The sequence below is a fragment of the Streptomyces sp. CB02400 genome, assembly GCF_001905725.1.
GTDB classification, from domain to species: Bacteria; Actinomycetota; Actinomycetes; order Streptomycetales; family Streptomycetaceae; genus Streptomyces; species Streptomyces atrovirens.
Genome location: NZ_LIWB01000023.1, coordinates 88,981 through 107,218 on the forward strand (window position 1 = coordinate 88,981; position 18,238 = coordinate 107,218).

General features: G+C 70.7%; 17 protein-coding genes. 1 reads left to right on the top strand and 16 read right to left on the bottom strand.

What is annotated here, in order from left to right; genetic code table 11:
* Positions 1 to 242: 242 nt before the first annotated feature.
* From AMK33_RS36065 to AMK33_RS36085, 5 genes are all read right to left on the bottom strand, one after another.
* Positions 243 to 1,316, bottom strand: coding sequence for an Ldh family oxidoreductase (locus AMK33_RS36065; protein ID WP_073937243.1), 1,074 nt, complete (start codon positions 1,314 to 1,316; stop codon positions 243 to 245).
* Positions 1,317 to 1,333: 17 nt separating this feature from the next.
* Positions 1,334 to 3,043: a thiamine pyrophosphate-dependent enzyme gene (locus AMK33_RS36070; protein ID WP_073937244.1), complete on the bottom strand. Its 1,710-nt coding sequence runs from the start codon at positions 3,041 to 3,043 to the stop codon at positions 1,334 to 1,336.
* Between the two features lie 13 nt (positions 3,044 to 3,056).
* Positions 3,057 to 3,917: an amidohydrolase family protein gene (locus tag AMK33_RS36075; RefSeq protein ID WP_073937245.1), complete on the bottom strand. Its 861-nt coding sequence runs from the start codon at positions 3,915 to 3,917 to the stop codon at positions 3,057 to 3,059.
* Positions 3,918 to 4,065: 148 nt separating this feature from the next.
* Positions 4,066 to 5,265 (bottom strand): L-2-hydroxyglutarate oxidase, encoded by a 1,200-nt coding sequence (lhgO, locus tag AMK33_RS36080; protein ID WP_073937246.1) that lies wholly within the window; start codon positions 5,263 to 5,265, stop codon positions 4,066 to 4,068.
* Positions 5,266 to 5,302: 37 nt separating this feature from the next.
* On the bottom strand, positions 5,303 to 6,751 hold the full coding sequence (locus AMK33_RS36085) for an aldehyde dehydrogenase family protein (protein WP_073937247.1): 1,449 nt from the start codon (positions 6,749 to 6,751) through the stop codon (positions 5,303 to 5,305).
* Positions 6,752 to 6,974: 223 nt separating this feature from the next.
* Between AMK33_RS36085 and AMK33_RS36090 the strand changes: the two genes are divergently transcribed.
* Positions 6,975 to 7,262 carry a putative quinol monooxygenase gene (locus tag AMK33_RS36090; RefSeq protein ID WP_073937248.1) on the top strand — a complete coding sequence of 96 codons (288 nt, stop codon included), beginning with the start codon at positions 6,975 to 6,977 and terminating at the stop codon, positions 7,260 to 7,262.
* 80 nt (positions 7,263 to 7,342) lie between these two features.
* Here the strand turns inward: AMK33_RS36090 and AMK33_RS36095 are convergent, their stop codons facing one another.
* The 11 genes from AMK33_RS36095 to AMK33_RS36145 all read right to left on the bottom strand — a co-directional run bounded on the left by AMK33_RS36095 (position 7,343) and on the right by AMK33_RS36145 (position 18,236).
* Positions 7,343 to 8,371: a methionine synthase II (cobalamin-independent)-like protein gene (locus AMK33_RS36095; protein ID WP_073937249.1), complete on the bottom strand. Its 1,029-nt coding sequence runs from the start codon at positions 8,369 to 8,371 to the stop codon at positions 7,343 to 7,345.
* Positions 8,372 to 8,374: 3 nt separating this feature from the next.
* Positions 8,375 to 8,854: a GlcG/HbpS family heme-binding protein gene (locus tag AMK33_RS36100; protein ID WP_073937250.1), complete on the bottom strand. Its 480-nt coding sequence runs from the start codon at positions 8,852 to 8,854 to the stop codon at positions 8,375 to 8,377.
* Positions 8,851 to 9,636 carry an alpha/beta fold hydrolase gene (locus AMK33_RS36105; RefSeq protein ID WP_073937251.1) on the bottom strand — a complete coding sequence of 262 codons (786 nt, stop codon included), beginning with the start codon at positions 9,634 to 9,636 and terminating at the stop codon, positions 8,851 to 8,853. Before AMK33_RS36105 ends, AMK33_RS36100 begins: the two co-directional genes overlap by 4 nt.
* A 24-nt stretch (positions 9,637 to 9,660) precedes the next feature.
* On the bottom strand, positions 9,661 to 10,032 hold the full coding sequence (locus AMK33_RS36110) for a VOC family protein (protein WP_073937252.1): 372 nt from the start codon (positions 10,030 to 10,032) through the stop codon (positions 9,661 to 9,663).
* Between the two features lie 3 nt (positions 10,033 to 10,035).
* A complete protein-coding gene (locus AMK33_RS36115) occupies positions 10,036 to 10,803 on the bottom strand; it encodes a fumarylacetoacetate hydrolase family protein (RefSeq protein ID WP_073937253.1) in 768 nt (255 codons plus the stop codon).
* A complete protein-coding gene (locus AMK33_RS36120) occupies positions 10,800 to 12,248 on the bottom strand; it encodes an NAD-dependent succinate-semialdehyde dehydrogenase (RefSeq protein ID WP_073937254.1) in 1,449 nt (482 codons plus the stop codon). Before AMK33_RS36120 ends, AMK33_RS36115 begins: the two co-directional genes overlap by 4 nt.
* A gap of 30 nt (positions 12,249 to 12,278) precedes the next feature.
* Positions 12,279 to 13,199 (bottom strand): VOC family protein, encoded by a 921-nt coding sequence (locus AMK33_RS36125; protein WP_073937255.1) that lies wholly within the window; start codon positions 13,197 to 13,199, stop codon positions 12,279 to 12,281.
* A gap of 112 nt (positions 13,200 to 13,311) precedes the next feature.
* A complete protein-coding gene (locus AMK33_RS36130) occupies positions 13,312 to 14,223 on the bottom strand; it encodes a LysR family transcriptional regulator (RefSeq protein WP_073937256.1) in 912 nt (303 codons plus the stop codon).
* Positions 14,224 to 14,389: 166 nt separating this feature from the next.
* Positions 14,390 to 15,283 (bottom strand): ATP-binding cassette domain-containing protein, encoded by an 894-nt coding sequence (locus AMK33_RS36135; RefSeq protein WP_073937257.1) that lies wholly within the window; start codon positions 15,281 to 15,283, stop codon positions 14,390 to 14,392.
* A complete protein-coding gene (locus AMK33_RS36140; protein WP_079195098.1) occupies positions 15,280 to 17,268 on the bottom strand; it encodes a dipeptide/oligopeptide/nickel ABC transporter permease/ATP-binding protein in 1,989 nt (662 codons plus the stop codon). Before AMK33_RS36140 ends, AMK33_RS36135 begins: the two co-directional genes overlap by 4 nt.
* Positions 17,265 to 18,236: an ABC transporter permease gene (locus tag AMK33_RS36145; protein ID WP_143203895.1), complete on the bottom strand. Its 972-nt coding sequence runs from the start codon at positions 18,234 to 18,236 to the stop codon at positions 17,265 to 17,267. The genes AMK33_RS36140 and AMK33_RS36145 overlap by 4 nt, the downstream gene beginning before the upstream one ends.
* Positions 18,237 to 18,238 lie beyond the last annotated feature (2 nt).

An 18,238-nucleotide genomic window follows, 5' to 3' on the forward strand; every position in this document is an offset into this window, starting at 1 on the left:
GCCGCCCGCGGTCTGATACCTCGGCAGCCACGCGGCAACACGAATGAACCGTCCGCAGAACTTGTAAGGACCCGGATGACGATCGGGCCACCGACTGTCGGCTCGAGCGCGGCATGCAGTCAGCCGAGTCCCACAAGGGCCAGGACAACGAGGAGGTACATCCTGACGATGAGGTCGCCGAGTAGTGGCGTGGAGACCGCCGACCGTCCCCCCGTGGCCCGTCGGCGGCGCTCGTCACCGGCCTATACGGCGTCGGGCGGCGTGACGCCCAGCCTCCCGGCACTCTCCGTGAGGTCGCGCCAGACCTTCTGCGCCACCGGTACCCCGTTCTCGCCCCGCTCCGCCGCCGTCGCCGCGCTGCGCTCACCGGGGTAGTACACCCCGTCGGCGCCGTCAGCCACGGGCAGCCCCTTCAGAGTGCCCAGGGTGGTGCCGACGGCTTCGGCGAAGTCCTTCGCACTGCCGCCGAACGCCGCCGGATCGATGGCGATGAGCAGCGCGTTCTGGCGGTGCTTGCGGCCGGCCGGGTCGTCGGAGTGGAAGGCCGAGAAGATCGGCGCGCCGACCAGGACGCTGGTGAGCAGTTCGAAGGCCAGGGACATGCCGGAGCCCTTGGCGCCGCCCAGCGGCAGCGGCATGACCGCCTTCTCTGGGTCGGTGGTGGGGGTGCCGTCCTCGGCGGCGGCGGCGTTCTCCGGCAGCGGGGTGCCGTTCGCCTTCGCCTGACGGATCTTGCCGAGGGCGATGGTGGCGGTGGCCATGTCGAGCAGCAGCGGTGCGTGTCCGGCGGCCGGTACGGCGATGGCGAGGGGGCTGGTGGCGACGGCGGCGCCCCTGACGCCGGTGTAGCCCATGTTGGGCATGCCGGCGACGAAGCCGAGGCCGACCAGGCCCTGTTCGGCGATCTTCGAGACGTAGTAGCCGATGGCGCCTGTGTGGACGGTGCGGCGTACGCCGACGGAGGCGACGCCGTACGTCCTGGCCCGCTCGACCGCCTCATCGGCGGCGGCGCTGAGGGCGACCGGGCCGGGGGCGCGGTCGGCGTCGATCAGGGCGGCGGCCGGGGTGGTCGACTCGACCTTGATGTCGGCCCGGGCGTTGGCGACGCCCTTGGCTAGCAGGTCCAGGTAAGCGGGGACGCGGGCGACGCCGTGGGATTCGACGCCGCGCTGGGCCGCCCAGATGAACACGTCGGCGGTGGTGCGGGCGTGCTCGGGGCTCAAGCCCCCTTTCTCCAGGAGGGCGGCGGCGAAGGCGCGCAGTTCGTCGGCGGGGACGCGGACTTTCCCCGGCCTGGGGATGGCGGTGTCGGTCATGGTGCGGGTCTCCTGGGTCAGCGGGTGACGAGGACGTCGACGACGGCGGTGGTTCCCTCCGCCACGGCCTTCAGCGCGCGCTCCAGGGCGGGCGCGAGGGCGTCGGTGGTGTCGACGGTCTCGGTGTGCATGCCGAACGGTTCGGCGAAGGCCGCGAGCCGGGGCAGGCGGTGCAGGTCGGTGCCGAGCCACTCCCCGGTCTCGGCCGCCGCGCCCTCGGGGTAGAAGCGGCGGTGGTTGAGGTTCATCGACTTGTAGACACGGTTGTTGAAGACCACGATCAGCACCGGCAGGTCGTACGCCTTCGCCGCGTCGTACGACTGGATGACCGGGTTGTAGGCGAAGGCGCCGTCCCCGATGGTGAGGACCACCGGGCGGTCCTTCGCGGCCAGTTTGACGCCGAGCGCGACGGCGATGCCCTGGCCGAGTCCGCCCTGGACGTAGAAGTACGAGTCGGGGGCGGCGGTCTTCAAGTGACGCTTGACGACGCGGCTGTGGGTGATGGTCTCGTCGACGACGACGGCTCCGGAGCCGGCGAGCAGCTTGCGCAGGGTGGCGGCGACCAGGACCGGGTCGACGCCCTCGGACTGTGCCGCCCTGGCCTCGGCGGCGGCGCTGGAGGCCTGCTCGGCGGCGTGGCGTTCCTCCTGCGCCGAACGGCGCGCGGCGACGGAACTCTCGTCGAGGCCCTTCGCCCGCTTGGCCAGCTGGCGCAGGGTGTTGGCGACGTTGCCTTCCAGGTACACGTCCGCGAAGAGCACCTGGTAGACGATGTGCGGGCGCTGCGGAACCTGGTCGATGACGACGATCTGCGCCTTCGACGGCTTGCGGCTCGGCGGGTAGAACGGGGCCCGGCAGTTGACCAGGAGGATCAGGTCCGCCTCGTCCATCCACGGTCCGATGTCGCTGCCGGCGTGCAGTGGGTGGGTGCGCGGGAAGTTTCCGCAGACCGCCGAGTCGGGCTCGACGACCGGGATCTGCCACGCCTCGGCGAAGGCGACCAGGGCCTCGAGACCGCCCGCCTCACGGCCGGCGGTCTCGGTGACGATCACCGGGTTCTTCGCCTCGCGGATCAGCTGTGCGACCGGGTCGACCTCCTCGGGCGAGGAGTGTGTGGAGCCCGGCGGGACGACGGGCTTGGCCTCGCGGCCGTCCCACTCCTCCAGGAGGATCTCCAGCGGGATGTTCAGGTAGGCGGGGCCGGCCGGGGCCCGCCAGGCGAGCTCCGCCGCCCGCGTGATCATCGTGGGCAGGGTGCTGATGTCGGCGGCCTCGTTGGCCCACTTGGTGAACGGCTGGGCCACGTGGTGCGGGCCGCCCACGATGGACAGGTTTCGGTACCACTGGCCGCCCGGGTCCTGGCCGGGGCCGTCGCCGTACGTGGTCGACTCCGAGGAGGCGACCAGCATCGGCACGCCGGCGAGGAGGGCGCCGTGCACGGCCATCGAACCCTGGAGGAGCCCGGGGGCGGCGTGCAGCAGCACGCCCTGCGGGCGGCGCCTGACCAGCCCGTAGCCGGTGGCCATGCCGACCGCGACCGTCTCGTGGGTCAGGTCCAGGTACTCCGGCGCCGGCTCACCGTCCCGGTGACGCCGGGCCAGGGACTCCCACACCGGGGCCCACTCGGACCCCGACGAGCAGAAGAGGTAGTCGGCGCCGACGGCGTTGAGGGCGGAGACGACGGCGTCACCGCCGTCGGCGCCCGGCTTGTTCCTGCTGTCCGTCATCTCGTGTGGTTCCTCAGCCCTCGACCGGCCAGTTCAGGACCTCGGAGATACCGCGGCCCATGATCCATTCAAGCTCCTCGGGCGTGAAGTCCCAGTGCTTGGTGAACTGCTCGATCGTGTCGGTGTAGGTGATGCCGTGGCCGAGCAGGCGGGTGATGTCGGTGCCGTAGAAGCAGCGCTGCGGCCCCATCCTGTCGACCATCTCGCGCACGTACTTCTGGATGTTGTTGTTGGGGAAGGGCTGCGTGGAGTAGCCGGGCAGCGCCGAGACCTTCACGTAGATGTTCGGGTGGGCGGCCAGGTCGGCGGTCTCCTGGACCCAGTAGCCGATCGCGTCGTCGACGCAGCGGGCCATGATGCCCATGTGGTCGATGATGATCTTCAGCTCGGGGTGCCTGGCGGCGATCTCGCCCAGCTCGCGCTTCCAGATCGGGGCGTGGACCATGGTGGGGATGCCGAGCTGCTCGGCGATCGGCCAGTACCAGTCGTTGGTGCCGTCGATCATCCAGTTGCGGTCCTGCGGGCGGTGGAAGGTCAGCCGCGTGCCCTTGATGTGCGGGTTCTGCGCGAAGTCCTTCAGCATGGCCGTGCCCTCGGCCTCGTTGTCCTGCGGGACACGGGCCATGATGCCGAAGCGGTCCGGGTGGGCCTCGCACGCCTCCAGGGCGTAGTCGATGCGGTTGCCCTCCCAGGACGGCGGGAGGATCAGCGCCCGGTTGACGCCGGCCTCGTCCATCAGCTCCAGGGCCTCCTCGTAGGAGAAGGGGTCCTCGCGGTGGCCGTTGAGGCGGATGCGCTCACGGGCGCCCGGGACCCAGGGGCGGTCCGGGGTCTCTTCCTTCCAGATGTGGATCTGGGTGTCGACGACGAACATGTCGAACTCGCTTTCTCGAACGTTCTCGAAGGGGGTGGTGGGTGGTGCGAGATGAACGCTAGGCGGGTGAAGAGGCCTTGCCGAGAGCTTGGGATGCAAGCTGTTGTTGCGCGAAAGTGCGCTGTGAACAGGGCGTTCTCGGCGTGCGTCAGGCCTCGTCGAAGACGGCGCCGACGATGTGCTCGGCGATCGCCATCGAGGCGGTGGCGGCCGGCGAGGGCGCGTTGCGCACGGCGGTGATCCTGCCCACCTGGTGGATGCGGAAGTCGTCCACCAGGGTGCCGTCCCGGTCCAGGGCCTGGGCCCGTACGCCGGCTCCGCCGCGGACCACGTCCCCCGCGCCGACGCCGGGGACGTACAGGCCCGCGTCCTTCATGAAGGCTGTGGTGGACAGCGAGCCGCGGTACTCCTTGATGCCGGTGCGCCAGTGCTGGGCCGCCATCCTCCAGGAGCCCGGGTAGGCGGCGAGGCCGAGCAGGTCCTTCGGGGAGACCTTGGTGAGCTTGTAGCCCTCCCTGGCCAGTGCCAGGACGGCGTTGGGGCCGACCTCCACCGTTCCGTCGACCCGGGGGGTGAAGTGGACCCCCAGGAACGGGTAACGGGGGTCCGGCACGGGATAGATGAGGCCGCGGACGAGATGGGTGCGGTCCGGCTTGAGCAGCATGTACTCGCCCCGGAACGGGATGATCCTGGGTTCCTGCTTGTCCTGGGCGAGCCTGGCCACCGAGTCCGACTGCAGGCCGGCGCACAGGATCAGCCGGTCCACCTTCAGGCGCTGTTGTCCGGAGGCCACCTCGATGCCGCCCGGCACGTTGGTGATGCCGGTGACGGGGAACCCGAGCTTGACCTCGCCGCCCGCGTCGGTGATGTCCTTGGCGAACTCCCGGGCAATCGCCGGGTAGTCGGTGATGGCGGTGCGCGGGGAGTGCAGGGCCGCGATACCGCCGGCGTTCGGCTCCAGGTCCTTGATCTCGTCCTTGGAGACCTTCCTCAGGTCGGGCACGTGGTTGTTCCTGGCCCGCTCGTAGAGGTTCTCCATGCGGCCCAGCTCGTCCTGACGGACGGCCATCACGAGCTTGCCGATCTCCCGGTAGGGCAGCGCGCGGTCCTGGCAGTACTCGCGCAGCAGTGCCACACCGCGCACGGTCAGGTTCGCCTTGAGGCTGCCCGGCGTGTAGTAGATGCCCGCGTGCACGACACCCGAGTTGTGGCCGGTCTGGTGCAGCGAGACCTGCCGCTCCTTCTCGAACACCACGACCCGGGTGCCGGGGCGCCTGAGCGCGATCTCGCGGCCCGTGGCCAGACCCACGATGCCGGCGCCGACGATGCCGATCGTCTCGTCAGCCATTGGCATCCTCCTCTCTGTTCCTGCCGCTCCCCCGCCGTCAGGCGCCGAAGTGAATGGCGACCGTCTTGACGCGGGTGGAGAAGCGCAGGACCTCTTCGCCCTGCTCCTTGTAGCCGGTGCCGGAGTCGTGGAAGCCACCGAAGGGCAGGTGCACGTCCCAGCCGGGCGTCGGGTGGTTGACCGCGATCTGGCCGCACTCGGCTTCGTCGACGAAGCGGTGGGCGGCGCCGATGTCGCGGGTGAAGACGGCCGCGGCCAGGCCGTACACGGAGTCGTTGACGGCCTGGACGGCCTGTGCGAAGTCGTCGACGGCGCGGACGGCGAGGACCGGACCGAAGACCTCGTCCCGCCAGACGGCCATCTCGGGGGTGACGTCGCCGAGCACGGTCGGCTGCACGTAGCAGCCGTGCGCGTGGTCGCCCTCGGTGTCGGCGCCGCCGCCGGTGAGGACCGCCGCACCCTCCTCGACCGCCTTGTGCAGGTCGGCGAGGACGCTGTCGCGCTGCTTGGGGCTGGACAGCGGGCACATCGTGGTCGCCGGGTCGCTGCCCGGGCCGACCTTGAGCTTCTCGACCTCGGCGACCAGCAGCCGGGTGAACTCCTCGTACACCGGACGCTCGACGATCACCCGGCTGGTGGCGGTGCAGCGCTGGCCGGCCTGGCCGAAGGAGCCGGCGACGACGGCCTTCGCGGCGGACGGCAGGTCGGCGTCCTTCAGGACGACGGAGGCGTTCTTGCCGCCCAGCTCGCCCTGGAAGCGGACGTTGCGGTCGCCGAGGCGGCGGCGGATGGAGTTGCCGACCTCGTTGGAACCGGTGAAGGTGATGCCGGCGATGCGCGGGTCGTCCAGAAGCGCCTCCTCGATCTCCCGGGTGCGGCCGGTGACGACGTTCAGCACGCCGGCGGGCAGTCCCGCGTCGTGCAGGGCGCGCGCGAAGCGCAGTCCGGACATCGGGGTGTCCGTGGCCGGCTTGAACACGGCCGCGTTGCCGGTCGCGAGCAGCGGGGCGAGCTTGCGGGCGGGGGTGATCAGCGGGTCGTTCCAGGGGCTGATGACCAGGATGACGCCGATCGGCTCGCGCTGGGTGTGCGTACGGGTGTCGGGGCGGGCGTCGTGCAGGAGGGTGCCGTAGCCCTGGCGGGCGAGGCCGGCGTAGTAGTCGAGGAAGTCGGCGGCCTTGCCCGCCTCGCCGCGGGCCTCGGCCAGCGTCTTGCCGTTCTCGGCGGTGACGTCGGCGGCGATGTCGTCGAGCCGCTCGCGGATCAGGCGGGCCGCGTCGGTGAGGACGCGGGCCCGCTCGAAGGGGCTGGTGCGCTTCCAGACGGCGAAACCCCGCTCGGCCTGGTCGTAGGCCCTGGCGACGTCCTTGGCGGACAGTGCCGGGATCCGGGCCACGGGGGCGCGGACGTCGGCCGGGTCGTGGACGTCGATCCACGCGCCGGTCGTCACCCACTCTCCGCCCAGGAGCGTTTCCAAGGTGCGCATCAGATCACTTCCTTCGTCGACCGCGGTGCGGGTGACCGCGGTCCCAGCGGGTCGGCCGTACAGGGCCGGATGTGACAACACACCATGTCGGGGCGGGTCCACCAGCCCCGCGGCGGCAGGCATTGGTTGCATCGCGCGCAGGTCGTCCCGGGGGTGATCCATGCTGGAATCGGCTGGCCGGACGGTGTGCAGGACGCCGCCGGGAGCCGAGGAGAGACCGAACATGGCCTACGCAGTCGTCGCCCACTACCGCTGCGCGCCCGCCGACGAGGCCGCGGTGCGTGCCGCGCTGTTGAAGGCGCGGGAGGCGACCCGCGCGGAACCCGCGAACCAGCTGTACGAGGTGCACGCCGTGGCCGAACAGCCCGGCGGCTTCCTGCTGTACGAACGGTACGACGACGTCGCCGGGTTCGATGCGCACAAGGCAGCGCCGCATTTCAAGGAGCAGATCATCGAGACCGTGTGGCCGCTGTTGACGGACCGGTCGGTGACCTTCGCCGAAGTGCTGTGAGCAGAGGTGCCCTGACCACAGTGCTGTGAGCGAAGGGCCGCAGGGCCGGGAAGCGCCCGCTTCCCGGCCCTGCGGCCGTCTCAGAACTCGTTACCCCAGCAGTAGCGGGCGACCATCTCCACCAGGGCGAGCTTCCTGCGCTGGTCCTCGGCGCTCAGCAGCGGCCGGTCCGCGACGTCGGCGAAGCCGCGGGACGCGGAGACCGCGGCGTCCTCCAGGTCCTTGAACGCCTCGAGCGGGTCGATCCGGGACATCACCGTGTCGACGTCCTCCAGCTCGGGGCGGGTGGCGTCCACCACGCCGAGGCAGAAGTCCCGCTCCTCGGGCAGTGCCCGTACGAGATCCACCTCGGCCTCGGTGCCCTGGTCGAAGGGCAGTACCCAGCGGTCCGCCGGGACGGCCGTGTACAGCTGCTCGGCGCGGGACCGGTCCACGGCGGCCGGCGCCGCCCAGCCGGGCGCCACGCCGATCCGCACGCCTTCGGGGCGCTCGTCCAGCCGTACCGCCAGCGCGTCCACCGCGAGGGCGTCCTCGAAGGACAGCGCGCCGGGGGCGGCCGGGTCGGCGGCGACCTGGTCCAGCAGGAACGGGTTGTTCAGCTGGACCAGGCGGACTCCCTGGGAGACCAGCAGCGCGATCTCGGCCCGGACGATCTCCGCCAGCGCCTCTCCGAGCTCCCGGGCGGAGGCCACGCCGAGGCCGTCCTGGTACGTCGTCGCCGCGAGGTACGCCGGGGACGGCAGCGTGGCCTTCGGGGCGATCACCGTGAGGGCGGTGAGCCGGGTGCCGTAACCGGGGAGCAGGGGGCCGTCGGCCTTGGGCAGGGACTCGGCGACCCAGCGGACCAGTCCGTCCGGTCCCACCTCGTCCGTACGGCGGAAACCGGAGACGGCGCCGAGGACGGCGCCGCGGAAGTCCTCGTGGGGGAAATCGCCGTCGGTGACGACGGTGGAGCGCAGCTTGCGCTGGAACACCACCGCCTCCTCGACCGCCTTTGTCTCGGCGGCCTCCAGCGCCTCCGGATCGCCGGCCGCGCGGGCCGCGGTGAGTTCGGCGGGGCGGACCAGGCTGCCGTGGTGGTCGATGCGGTAGTTGAACGTGTCCGCCATGGGTCACGCGTCCTTTCCGGTACTGTCGGCCGGCTTGCCCGCAACGCCCCAGGCGGCGAACTCCAGTTCGTATCCGAGGGACTGGAGAACCTCGTCGGCAATGGTCTGGTCCTCGTCGGCGGTGCCGCCGGCGATGCCGAGGCCGCCGATGATCTCGCCGTCCTTCTTGATGGTGACGCTGCCGTCGGTGGCCATGATGGGCATCGCGGCGCCGGGGAGCTGGGAGAGCTGGGAGAAGAAGACGGGCTGGCTCTCCTGCCACTTCTTCAGCATCTTGCCGGGACGCTGCATCACGGCCGCGGTGTACGCCTTGGCGCGGGCGATGTCGGGGGTGAGGGGGCGGGCGCCGTCCGGCCGCCGGACGGCGACGACGAAGCCGCCGGCGTCGACGACGGCGACGCTCACCGCCTTGCCGATCTCCTGGGCGCGCTTGTGGGCGGCGGCGATGATCTCCTCGGCGGCGTCGAGGGTGATGTTGCTCATGCGGCTTCCTCTGATGTGGTCAGCGTGCGGCGCAGACGGGCGACGGCCGCGTTGTAAGGAGCGGGTGTCTCCCAGTACATGGAGTGCGGGGCGCCGGGGACGATCTCCAGGTGCGAGCCGGGCAGCAGTTCGTGGGCACGGGTCACGGTCCTGACGCTCAGCACCGCGTCCTTCTCGCCGGCCAGGAAGGCGACCTTGACGCCGGAGGCCTGGATCTCCTCCAGGGAGGGGCCGTCGGTGTCGAGGTTGCGCAGGTCCTGCATCCTGGCCACGTTGAACGTGCCCATCTGCTGGAACAGGAAGGTGAGGTCGGCCCGCTCCTGTTGGAACGGCTTGGTGAGCAGGCGGTCGATGACGGGCAGTTTGACGGCCTCGGCACGGTCGGCGGCGGCCAGTTCCTTCAGCTCGGGGTGGCTGATGCCGCCGAGGGAGTGGCCGAGGACGACCGACGAGACCCGCTCGGGGCGCATCAGGCCGGCACGCAGGGCGGCGACGGAGCCGATGGACTGTCCGACCAGCATGACGTCGGTGAGGCCCTCGGCCTCCAGGACCGCGACCACGTCGCCCGGGAAGTCCTGGCCGTCGAACTCGGGCATGGACGAGTCGGACTTGCCGAAGCCGCGCAGGTCCATGGTGACGACGGTGAACTCGTCGCGCAGCGCGGCAACCTGCTGCCACCACGCGGCGTGGTGACCGCCGCTGCCATGCACGAACAGGATCGCCGGACCACTGCCGTGGCGCTCGTAGTAGAGGGAGGTGCCGTCGGAGTCGGCGAAAGGCATGAATGAACTCCTGTCAGCAGCAGCCTAGTTGGGACGCTTGGCGTGGTAGACCAACTCGATCATGGTGTGGTCGGGGTCGTGGATGTAGCAGAACTTCGACTGGTTCTCGGGGCGCTGGATGGGCCGGGTGTGCCGGATGCCCAGTTCCTTGAGGTGGGCGAGGAACTCGTCCCAGTCGTCGACCTCGACGGCGAAGTGGTAGGGCGCCATGCGCTCCATCTCCTCGACCGGGGTGAAGTGCAGGTCGAAGTTGCCGCGGGTCATCAGCACCACACGGGTGTTGGACTTGGGCATGATCCGCTTCATGCCGAAGACCTTGGAGTACCACTCGGCGGTGCGGTCCGGGTCGGTGGTGGGGAAGTTGACGTGGTGGATGTAACGGGGTGCTGCGCTCATGACTCAGTTCCCTTCCAGGTGTACGGGGTTGGACAACACGCCGATGCCACTGATCTCGACGTCCACGGTGTCGCCGGGCTCCACCTGGCAGACGGACTCGGCGCCCATCCAGAGCACGTCGCCGGGGTGCATGGTGATGTGCTTGGTGATCTCGACGATGTGGTCGAAGGGGTCGAAGACCATGTCTCCGGTGGCGAACTCGGCGCGGGTCTCGCCGTTGACGCGGAGGGTGGTGGTCTGGGCGAGGGCGTCGACGTCGGTCTCGATCCAGGGGCCCATGGGCTTGAAGGTGTCGCTGTTCTTGCTGCGCCAGAAGGTGCGGTCCTGGTGCTGCCAGGTGCGGGCGCTGACGTCGTTGCCGACGGTCCAGCCGAAGATCCCCTCGCGGGCCTCGTCATGGGTGGCGTGGCGCAGGCGGCGGCCGATGACGGCGACGAGTTCGGGCTCGGCCTCGAAGCGGCCGGTGACCTCGGCCGGCTTGACGATCGGCGAAAGGTGGCCGGTGAGGGCGTTGTTGGCGCGGTAGCCGGCCTCGGGACGCTCGGGGGTGGCGGCTTTGGCGTGGGCGATGTGCCGGGGGTAGTTCATGCCGACGGCGTAGAAGACGGGCGGGACGACGGGTGGCAGCCAGTGCGCGCCCTCGCGCGGGACGGTGCCGATGACGTCGACGTCGGTTTCCTCCAGGGGGGAGCCGGACAGCAGCTCGACGTCCTCCTCCCCCACCCGGCCCCACACCGCGCGTCCACCGACCGAGATGCGCGCGTACCTCATGGCACCAGCAGGTGGGAGACGCGCTTGGTGACCAGGTAGGCGTCCAGGGCCTCGGGGCCGCCCTCGCGGCCGTAGCCGCTGTCCTTGACGCCGCCGGAGGGGGCCTCGTGGACGGAGCCGCCGCAGTGGTTGAGGGAGAGGATCCCGGCCTCCAGTCCGGCCGACAGCTTCTCGGCGGTGGCGGCTGAGTCGGTGAAGCCGTAGGCGGCGAGCCCGTAGGGCAGCGCGTTGGCGACCGCAAGCGCCTCGTCGAGATCCGTGAAGGGAACGATCGGCGCGAGCGGCCCGAACGGTTCCTCGCTCATCAGCTCCGCGTCGGCCGGTACGTCGCTCAGGACCGTCGGCGCGAAGAAGTACCCGGTACGGTCCGGCCGTTCGCCGCCGGTGAGCACCTTGGCGCCCCGGCTGACGGCGTCGGCGACCAGGCGTTCCATCGCCTTCAGCCGGCGTTCGTTGGCGAGCGGGCCCATGGTGGTGGACTCGTCCAGGCCGTCCCCGACGACGACCGCTTCGGCGGCCTTCACGAACTCGGCGGTGAAGTCCTCGATCAGGGACTCGTGGACCAGGAACCGGCTGGGCGAGGTGCACACCTGTCCGGCGTTGGCGAACTTCGCCTGTGCGGCGCGGCGGGCGGCCTTCACCGGGTCGGCGTCGGCGCACACGATCACGGGGGCGTGGCCGCCGAGTTCCATCAGGGACGGCTTCATGACCCGGCCCGCCGCGGCGGCGAGCAGCTTGCCGACCGGCACCGAGCCGGTGAAGGCGACCAGCCTGATGACGGGCGAGGCGATGAGGTGGGCGGAGACCTCGGCGGGCTCGCCGAAGACCAGGTTGAGGACGCCCGCGGGCAGACCCGCGTCGGTGAAGCAGCGCACCAGCTCCATGGCGGTGGCGGGGGTCTCCTCGGACGCCTTGATGACGATGGAACAGCCGGACGCCAGCGCGGAGGAGATCTTCCGCATCGGACCGCCGACGGGGAAGTTCCACGGCACGAAGGCGGCGACGGGCCCGATCGGCTCGCGGCGCACGGTGAGCACGGTGCCGGGGGCGGACGGCACGATACGGCCGTACGCGCGGCGGGCATCGTCGGCGTGCCAGCGCAGGGTGCCCGCGACCCGGCGGGCCTCCCCGGTGGCCTCGGCGAGCGGCTTGCCCTGCTCCAGGGTCATGATCCGGCCGATGGCGGCGGCGCGTTCGGTGAGCAGGTCGGCGGCCTTGTGCAGGATCGCCGTGCGGGTGGCTATGGGGGTGTCGCGCCAGCTCCGGAAGCCCTCGTCGGCGGCCGCGAGGGCACGGTCGAGGTCGGCGGTGGTGGCGAGCGGTACCTCGCCGATCACCTTCTCGGTGGCCGGGTTCACGATGGGGGCGGTACGTCCGGTGCCGCCCTGGCACCACTCGCCCGCGATGTGCATGCGGACGGCGGGATAGCCGTGGTCGGTGGTCATGAAGGGGTGCCCTCTCAGGCCGGGGAAGGTTCAGGCGGTGCTGGTGGCGTCCTGGTCGCGGTTGGTGCGCAGGGCCCAGATGTGGTGCGGCGGGGTGGTCTCGTGCACCCGGGTCTCGTAGCTGTCGTCGACGCGGTCCATGTCGGCCGCGTACTCGACGCGTCCGCCGCAGGGGGCGTGCAGGAAGCGGAAGACGTTGGAGCCGATGGTGTGGCGGCCCAGTCTGCGGGCCTCCCGCCAGCCCCGCTCGATCATGAAGTTGCCGCCCTCGATGACGTCGTCGAAGCCGGGCACCTCGTAGGCGATGTGGTTGACACCGGCCCGGTCGGGGCGGTGGCACAGCAGCATGGTGTGTTGGTCGTCGTCGCCGGGGGCCTGCATGAAGACACCCATGGGCTCGACCACGTCGGTGGGACGGAAACCGAGCCGGTCGGTGTAGAAGGCGACCGCCTCGTCCTTGCCCTCCTTGCGGATGTTGAGCGCGACGTGGCACATGCGCAGCGGTCGGACCCGGGCGATCTCCGTCAGGGCGGCGTTCCAGCGGTTGACGTTGCCGAGCGCGTTGGCCGGGCGGGGTGTGACGGGCGCCGGCCTGGGCCTGGCGAGGGTGAGCCCGACGCCGAAGCCGGTCTCGTCGACGGTGTGGTGCACGCCGTCGGCGCTGAGCCGGACGGGACGGTCGCGGGCCGTCTCGGCCACCAGCCGGTCGAGTTCCTCGGCGGTGTCGACGCCCCACACGACCTCGCGCAGGGTGGGCCCGTCCTCCACCGGCGGCGGCAGCAGGTCGCCGGGCGCGGTGTCCAGGGTCAGGGTCTGTCCGGTGAGGGTCTCGAGGACGGCGTGTTCATCGGTGCGCTCGACCAGGAGCAGTCCGAAGTCGTCGAAGAACCGGACGCATTCGTCGAGGTCGTCAATGCTGTAGGTGACCGATTCGATTCTCTGGATTCCCATGGTTCCTCGTTTCGCGGGTCGCCCGGCGAGCGTAGGTTTCCGCGGCGACAGCCCTCAATGGCCCGAGCTTGACGAAGTGCGCAATCGTTTCTTGCGGTTGACGGCGGGGAGGTTACGGACGCACGGCCGGCATGGGATTCTGCGCGAACCACCGGGACAGGAAGTCCAGGAATACGCTCACCTTGCGCGGGGTGTCCTGACCGGGCCCGTAGATCGCGTACAGCGGACGGTCGGGGACGGCCAGTTCGGGCAGGAGCACCTTCAGGGCGCCGGAGACCAGATCGTCGTAGGCCGGGCGCTGGGGCAGCAGGGCCAGGCCGCGGCCGTGCACGGCGGCCTTCTGCAGGGCGATGTAGGAGTTCGACGAGAAGGCGATGTTGCGGATCTTGTGCAGGGTGCTGGCGTGTCCGTGGCCGATCCGCCACACCGGGTCGTTGACGTGCACCAGGCAGTCGTGGGCGGCGATGTCGTTCGGGTGGTCGAGGCCGCCGCGCCGTGCGATGTACTCCTCGGACGCACACAGCACGAACGGCAGCGAGGCGATTTTCTTCAGCCGGACGCTGGAATCGCGGAGGTCGCGGGTGTGGAAGGCGATGTCGAACCCGCTGTCCAGGAAGTCGTAGGTACGGTCGGACATGCCACCGAGCTCGAAACGGACCTGGATTTTCGGGTGCTCGGCGGAGAATGCGGCGATCGCGTCACCGAGGTCGAGACTGCCTATCCACTTCGGGCAGATGATGCTGAGCGTGCCCTCGGCGCGGTCGTGCAGCTGGGAGATGGAGGCGTCCTCGGCGTCGATCTCGTCCAGGATACGGGCGGCGAAATCGGCGTACCGCTGGCCCGGCTCGGTGAGGCTCACCGACCGGGCCGTGCGGTTGACGAGGCGGACACCCACCTGCCGTTCCAGCTCGGCAACGTGCCGGGACACCAGGGAACCGGACGAGCCCAGCTTTTTCGCGGCACCGCTGAAACTGCCCACCTGGGCGACGGTGACGAAGCTGTGCATGAGGAGTAGGCGGTCCACGGTTCCTCCTGGGCCACGGCGGTCAGACGACGCTGCCGCCGGCTGCGCGACGTGCCGGTGCAGGATGTGCTCGGCCGAGGAAGCGAAAGAAGCTGCTCCCTCTTATGGCGGGCACTTCAGGCTAAGAGATCTTTCAGCTGAGTAAAGGGGTTCTGACCTCACAGTTTCATGTGGTATTCGGAGCCTTGCGGTGGGCGGCTCGGCGGGCCCTGCGGTGTTCGCGGCCCTCCGGGTCGGTGGCCGGGATGGCCGCCAGCAGTCTGCGGGTGTAGGGCTGCCGGGTGGTGCGGAACAACTGCTCGGTGTCCGCGAACTCCACCAGCCGGCCGTGCTGCAGGACGGCGACGCGCTGCGAGATGTGGCGCACCAGGCGCAGGTCGTGCGTGATGAACAGGAAGCTGACCCCGGTGGATTCCTGGAGGTCGGCGAGCAGGTTGACGATCTGGCTCTGGGTGGAGACATCCAGCGCGCTGACCGCCTCGTCGCAGATGACCAGCCGGGGCTTCAGCGCGATGGCGCGGGCGATGGCCACCCGCTGCCGCTGGCCGCCGGACAGTTCCATGGGGTAGCGGGTGAGCAGGGCCGGGTTCAGGCCGACCATGTGGAACGCCTCGGCGGCGGCCTCCTCCCGTTCCTTGCGCGAGCCCCTGCCGTGGCGGCGCAACGGTCCGGTGATGGCGTCGCGCACGATGTGCCGGGGGTTGAGCGAGGACGCCGGGTCCTGGAAGACGGCCTGCACGTCCCGCCGGTAGGACAGCGGAGTGGACCGGCCGAAGGCGGTTACCTCGCGTCCGTCGAACGTGATCGTGCCGGACACCGGGTCGACGAGCCGCAGGATGGTGCGGCCGATGGTCGACTTGCCGGAGCCGGACTCGCCGACCAGGCCCAGGGTCTCCCCGGGGCGTACGTCGAAGCTGACGCGGTCGACGACGGGGGTGTCGGTGCGCCGCCAGGAGGCGGCCCGCCCGGTGCGGTAGCAGACGCTGAGGTCGCGGACCTCCAGCAGGGGGGCGTCGTCCGTCCCCGGGGCGGCGGACTCGGTGAGGGGTGCGGTCTTCACGGCTTGGTCACCTCCAGGACGAGGTCGTCGGCACGGGTGCAGCGGACGTTCTCCGCGAGGTGCACGGGGTGCTCGCGGCAGCCGTCCTCGGCGAAGGAGCAGCGGTCGGCGAAGTGGCAGCCGACGGGCCAGGACCCGGCCGGCGGTACCTGGCCGGGAATGGTGGCCAGGCGCCCTCCGGTGACCTCTCCCGAAGGGCTGGACGCCATCAGGGCGGCGGTGTACGGGTGGCGGGGTCGGTGGAGCACGTCGGAGACCTCGCCGACCTCCACGATCTGTCCGGCGTACATGACGGCGACCCGGTCACAGGTCTCGGCCACCACACCCAGGTCATGGGTGATCATGATGATGGACATGTTGAACTCGTCCCGGAGTTCCAGCAGCAGGTCGAGGACCTGGCTCTGGGTCGTGACGTCGAGCGCGCTGGTGGCCTCGTCGGCGATGAGCACCTTGGGGCCGGCCGCCAGCGCCATGGCGATGGCCACGCGCTGGGCCATGCCCCCGGAGAACTGGTGCGGGTAGTCGTCGAGCCGTCCCTCGGCGTCGCGCACCCCGACCCGGGTGAGCAGTTCGACGGCGCGGGCCCTGGCCTGCTCCTTCGACAGGCCGAAGTGCAGCCGCAGCGGCTCGCAGAGCTGCCTGCCCACGGTGTGCACCGGGGACAGCGCGGTCATCGGGTCCTGGAGCACCACGGAGATGCCGGAACCGCGGTGGCGCCGCATCTCCTTCTCTCCGAGGCCCGCTATCTCCTCGCCGCCCAGCCGGACCGATCCCTCGGTCATATGGATCCCGCGGGGCAGCAGGCCGAGGACGGAGCGGGACAGGATCGACTTGCCCGAGCCGGACTCACCCAGCAGGCCGAGGACCTCTCCGTCGCGCAGGGTGAGGCCCGCGTCCTTCACCAGCGGGACGGGTCCGTCGGGACCGTCGAGGGCGACCGTGACGTGCCGGACGGCCAGCACGGCATCGGAGTCGTCGGAGCTGTCGCCGGCCCCGACCGTGCTCCCGGTCCTGTCCTGCCCGGCCGTGGTGCCGTCGGCGGACGCGGCCGCCGCGGCCTTGAGGGTGCCGCGGAACCGGCGGCTGACGGAGGTGCGACCGCCGCCCATGAGGGCGTCGTTGATGCCGTCGCTGATCACGTTGAACGCGAGCACCGTGATCACGATGGCGATGCCGGGCGGGAACGGCAGGAAGGGCTGCTCGGCCTGCTGCTCCGCGGCGAGGGAGAGCATCGCCCCCCAGGAGGCGGTGTCGGACTCCAGGCCGAGGCCCAGGAAGCTGAGGACGGACTCGATGACGACGGCGTGACCGAGGAACCCGGCGGCCTGCACGGCGAGCGGCCCGGTGAGGTTGGGCAGCACGTGCCGGAAGAGGATCTCCGGTGTACGCAACCCTGCGACCTGCGCGGACTCCACGTACTGGCGTTCGCGTTCGGCGAGGGTCACGGCACGGGTGAGCCGGGCGAAGCTCATGCAGAAGATGAGGCCGACCGCGAGCATCAGGGAGAGCAGTCCACGGCCCAGGATCGCGATCACGGTGAAGCCGACCATGATGCCCGGCAGCGCGTCCGACACGTCGAGGAGCCGGGAGCCCAGCCGGTCGGTCCAGCCGCCTCGGTAGCCGAGCAGCAGTCCGATGGGCACGCCGATGAGCATGGCGATGCCGACGGCTCCGACGGAGACCAGCAGGGCGACACGGGCGCCGTACAGCAGTCGGCTGAGGGTGTCACGGCCCAGGTCGTCGGTGCCGAGCCAGTGCTCGACACCGGGGCCCTGGAGGACGGCGTCGTAGTTGTGCGCGGCCGGGTCGTGCGGGGCGAGGAGCGGGGCGGCGACGGCGATCAGGACCACCAGCAGCAGTACGCCCATGCCGGCGACGGTTCCCGGCTGCCGCAGCAGGCGGGGCACGAGACCGTGGCGGTTTCGCTTCCTCGGCGGTGCGGGCTCGGTCTTACCGAACGCCGGTGTTTTCTCGGTCACGGTCATTGCGAGCGCACCTTCGGATCGAGCAGGCCGTAGCCCACGTCCAGAACGAGATTGACACCGATGACGAGGACGGCGACCACGAGGACGGCACCCTGGACGACGGGGAAGTCCTTGCCGATCACGCTGTGCAGGAGCAGTTCGCCCATGCCGGGAACGGCGAAGACCGTCTCGACGACGAAGCTCGCACCGATCAGGATGCGCAGGGTGAGACCGGTGGAGGCGAGCACCGGGATCATGGCGTTCTTCAGGGCGTACCGCACCACGACGCGGGTGCGGGGCACGCCGACCGCGGTGAGGCTGTCGATGTAGGGGGCCCTCAGGGACTTGGCCATGGCACCGCGGGTCTGCCGGGCCACCATGGCGGCGGCGGGTGCGCCGAGCGCGATGGACGGCAGGATCATGCCGGTGAACCAGGCGGCGGGGTCCTCGGCGAGAGGCGTGTAGGCGACCACCGGAACCCAGCCCAGCTGCACGGCGAAGACCAGCGAGAGGATCAGCCCGAACCAGAACTCCGGGATGGCGAGCCCCAGGGACGTCACGCCGTTGATCGCCCGGTCGAGGGGGCCGGGCCGGAGCGCGGCGAGCACGCCGAGCAGGATGCCGAAGACACCGGCGAAGACCAGGCCGCCACCGACGAGGGAGAGGGTCGCGGGGAGCCGTTCGGCGATCAGGTCGCTCACCGGCAGGCTGTTGGAGTACGACAGTCCGAGGTCGCCGGTGAGCGCGGCGCCGAACCATTCCACCAGCCGCTCGGCGAACGGCTGGTCAAGGCCGAGGTCGGACTCCACCTGGGCGAGGCTCTCCGGGGTCGCGCCGGCGCCGAGGATGGCCGCGGCCGGGCTGCCGGGCACCAGGTATGTCAGGAAGAACACGAGCAGGGAGACCAGGGCCAACTGCGGCAGGGCCAGGACGAGGCGGTAGGCGATGAGCTTGCCCATCATCGCCTCCGCCCCGCGCGGGCCCCGCACCC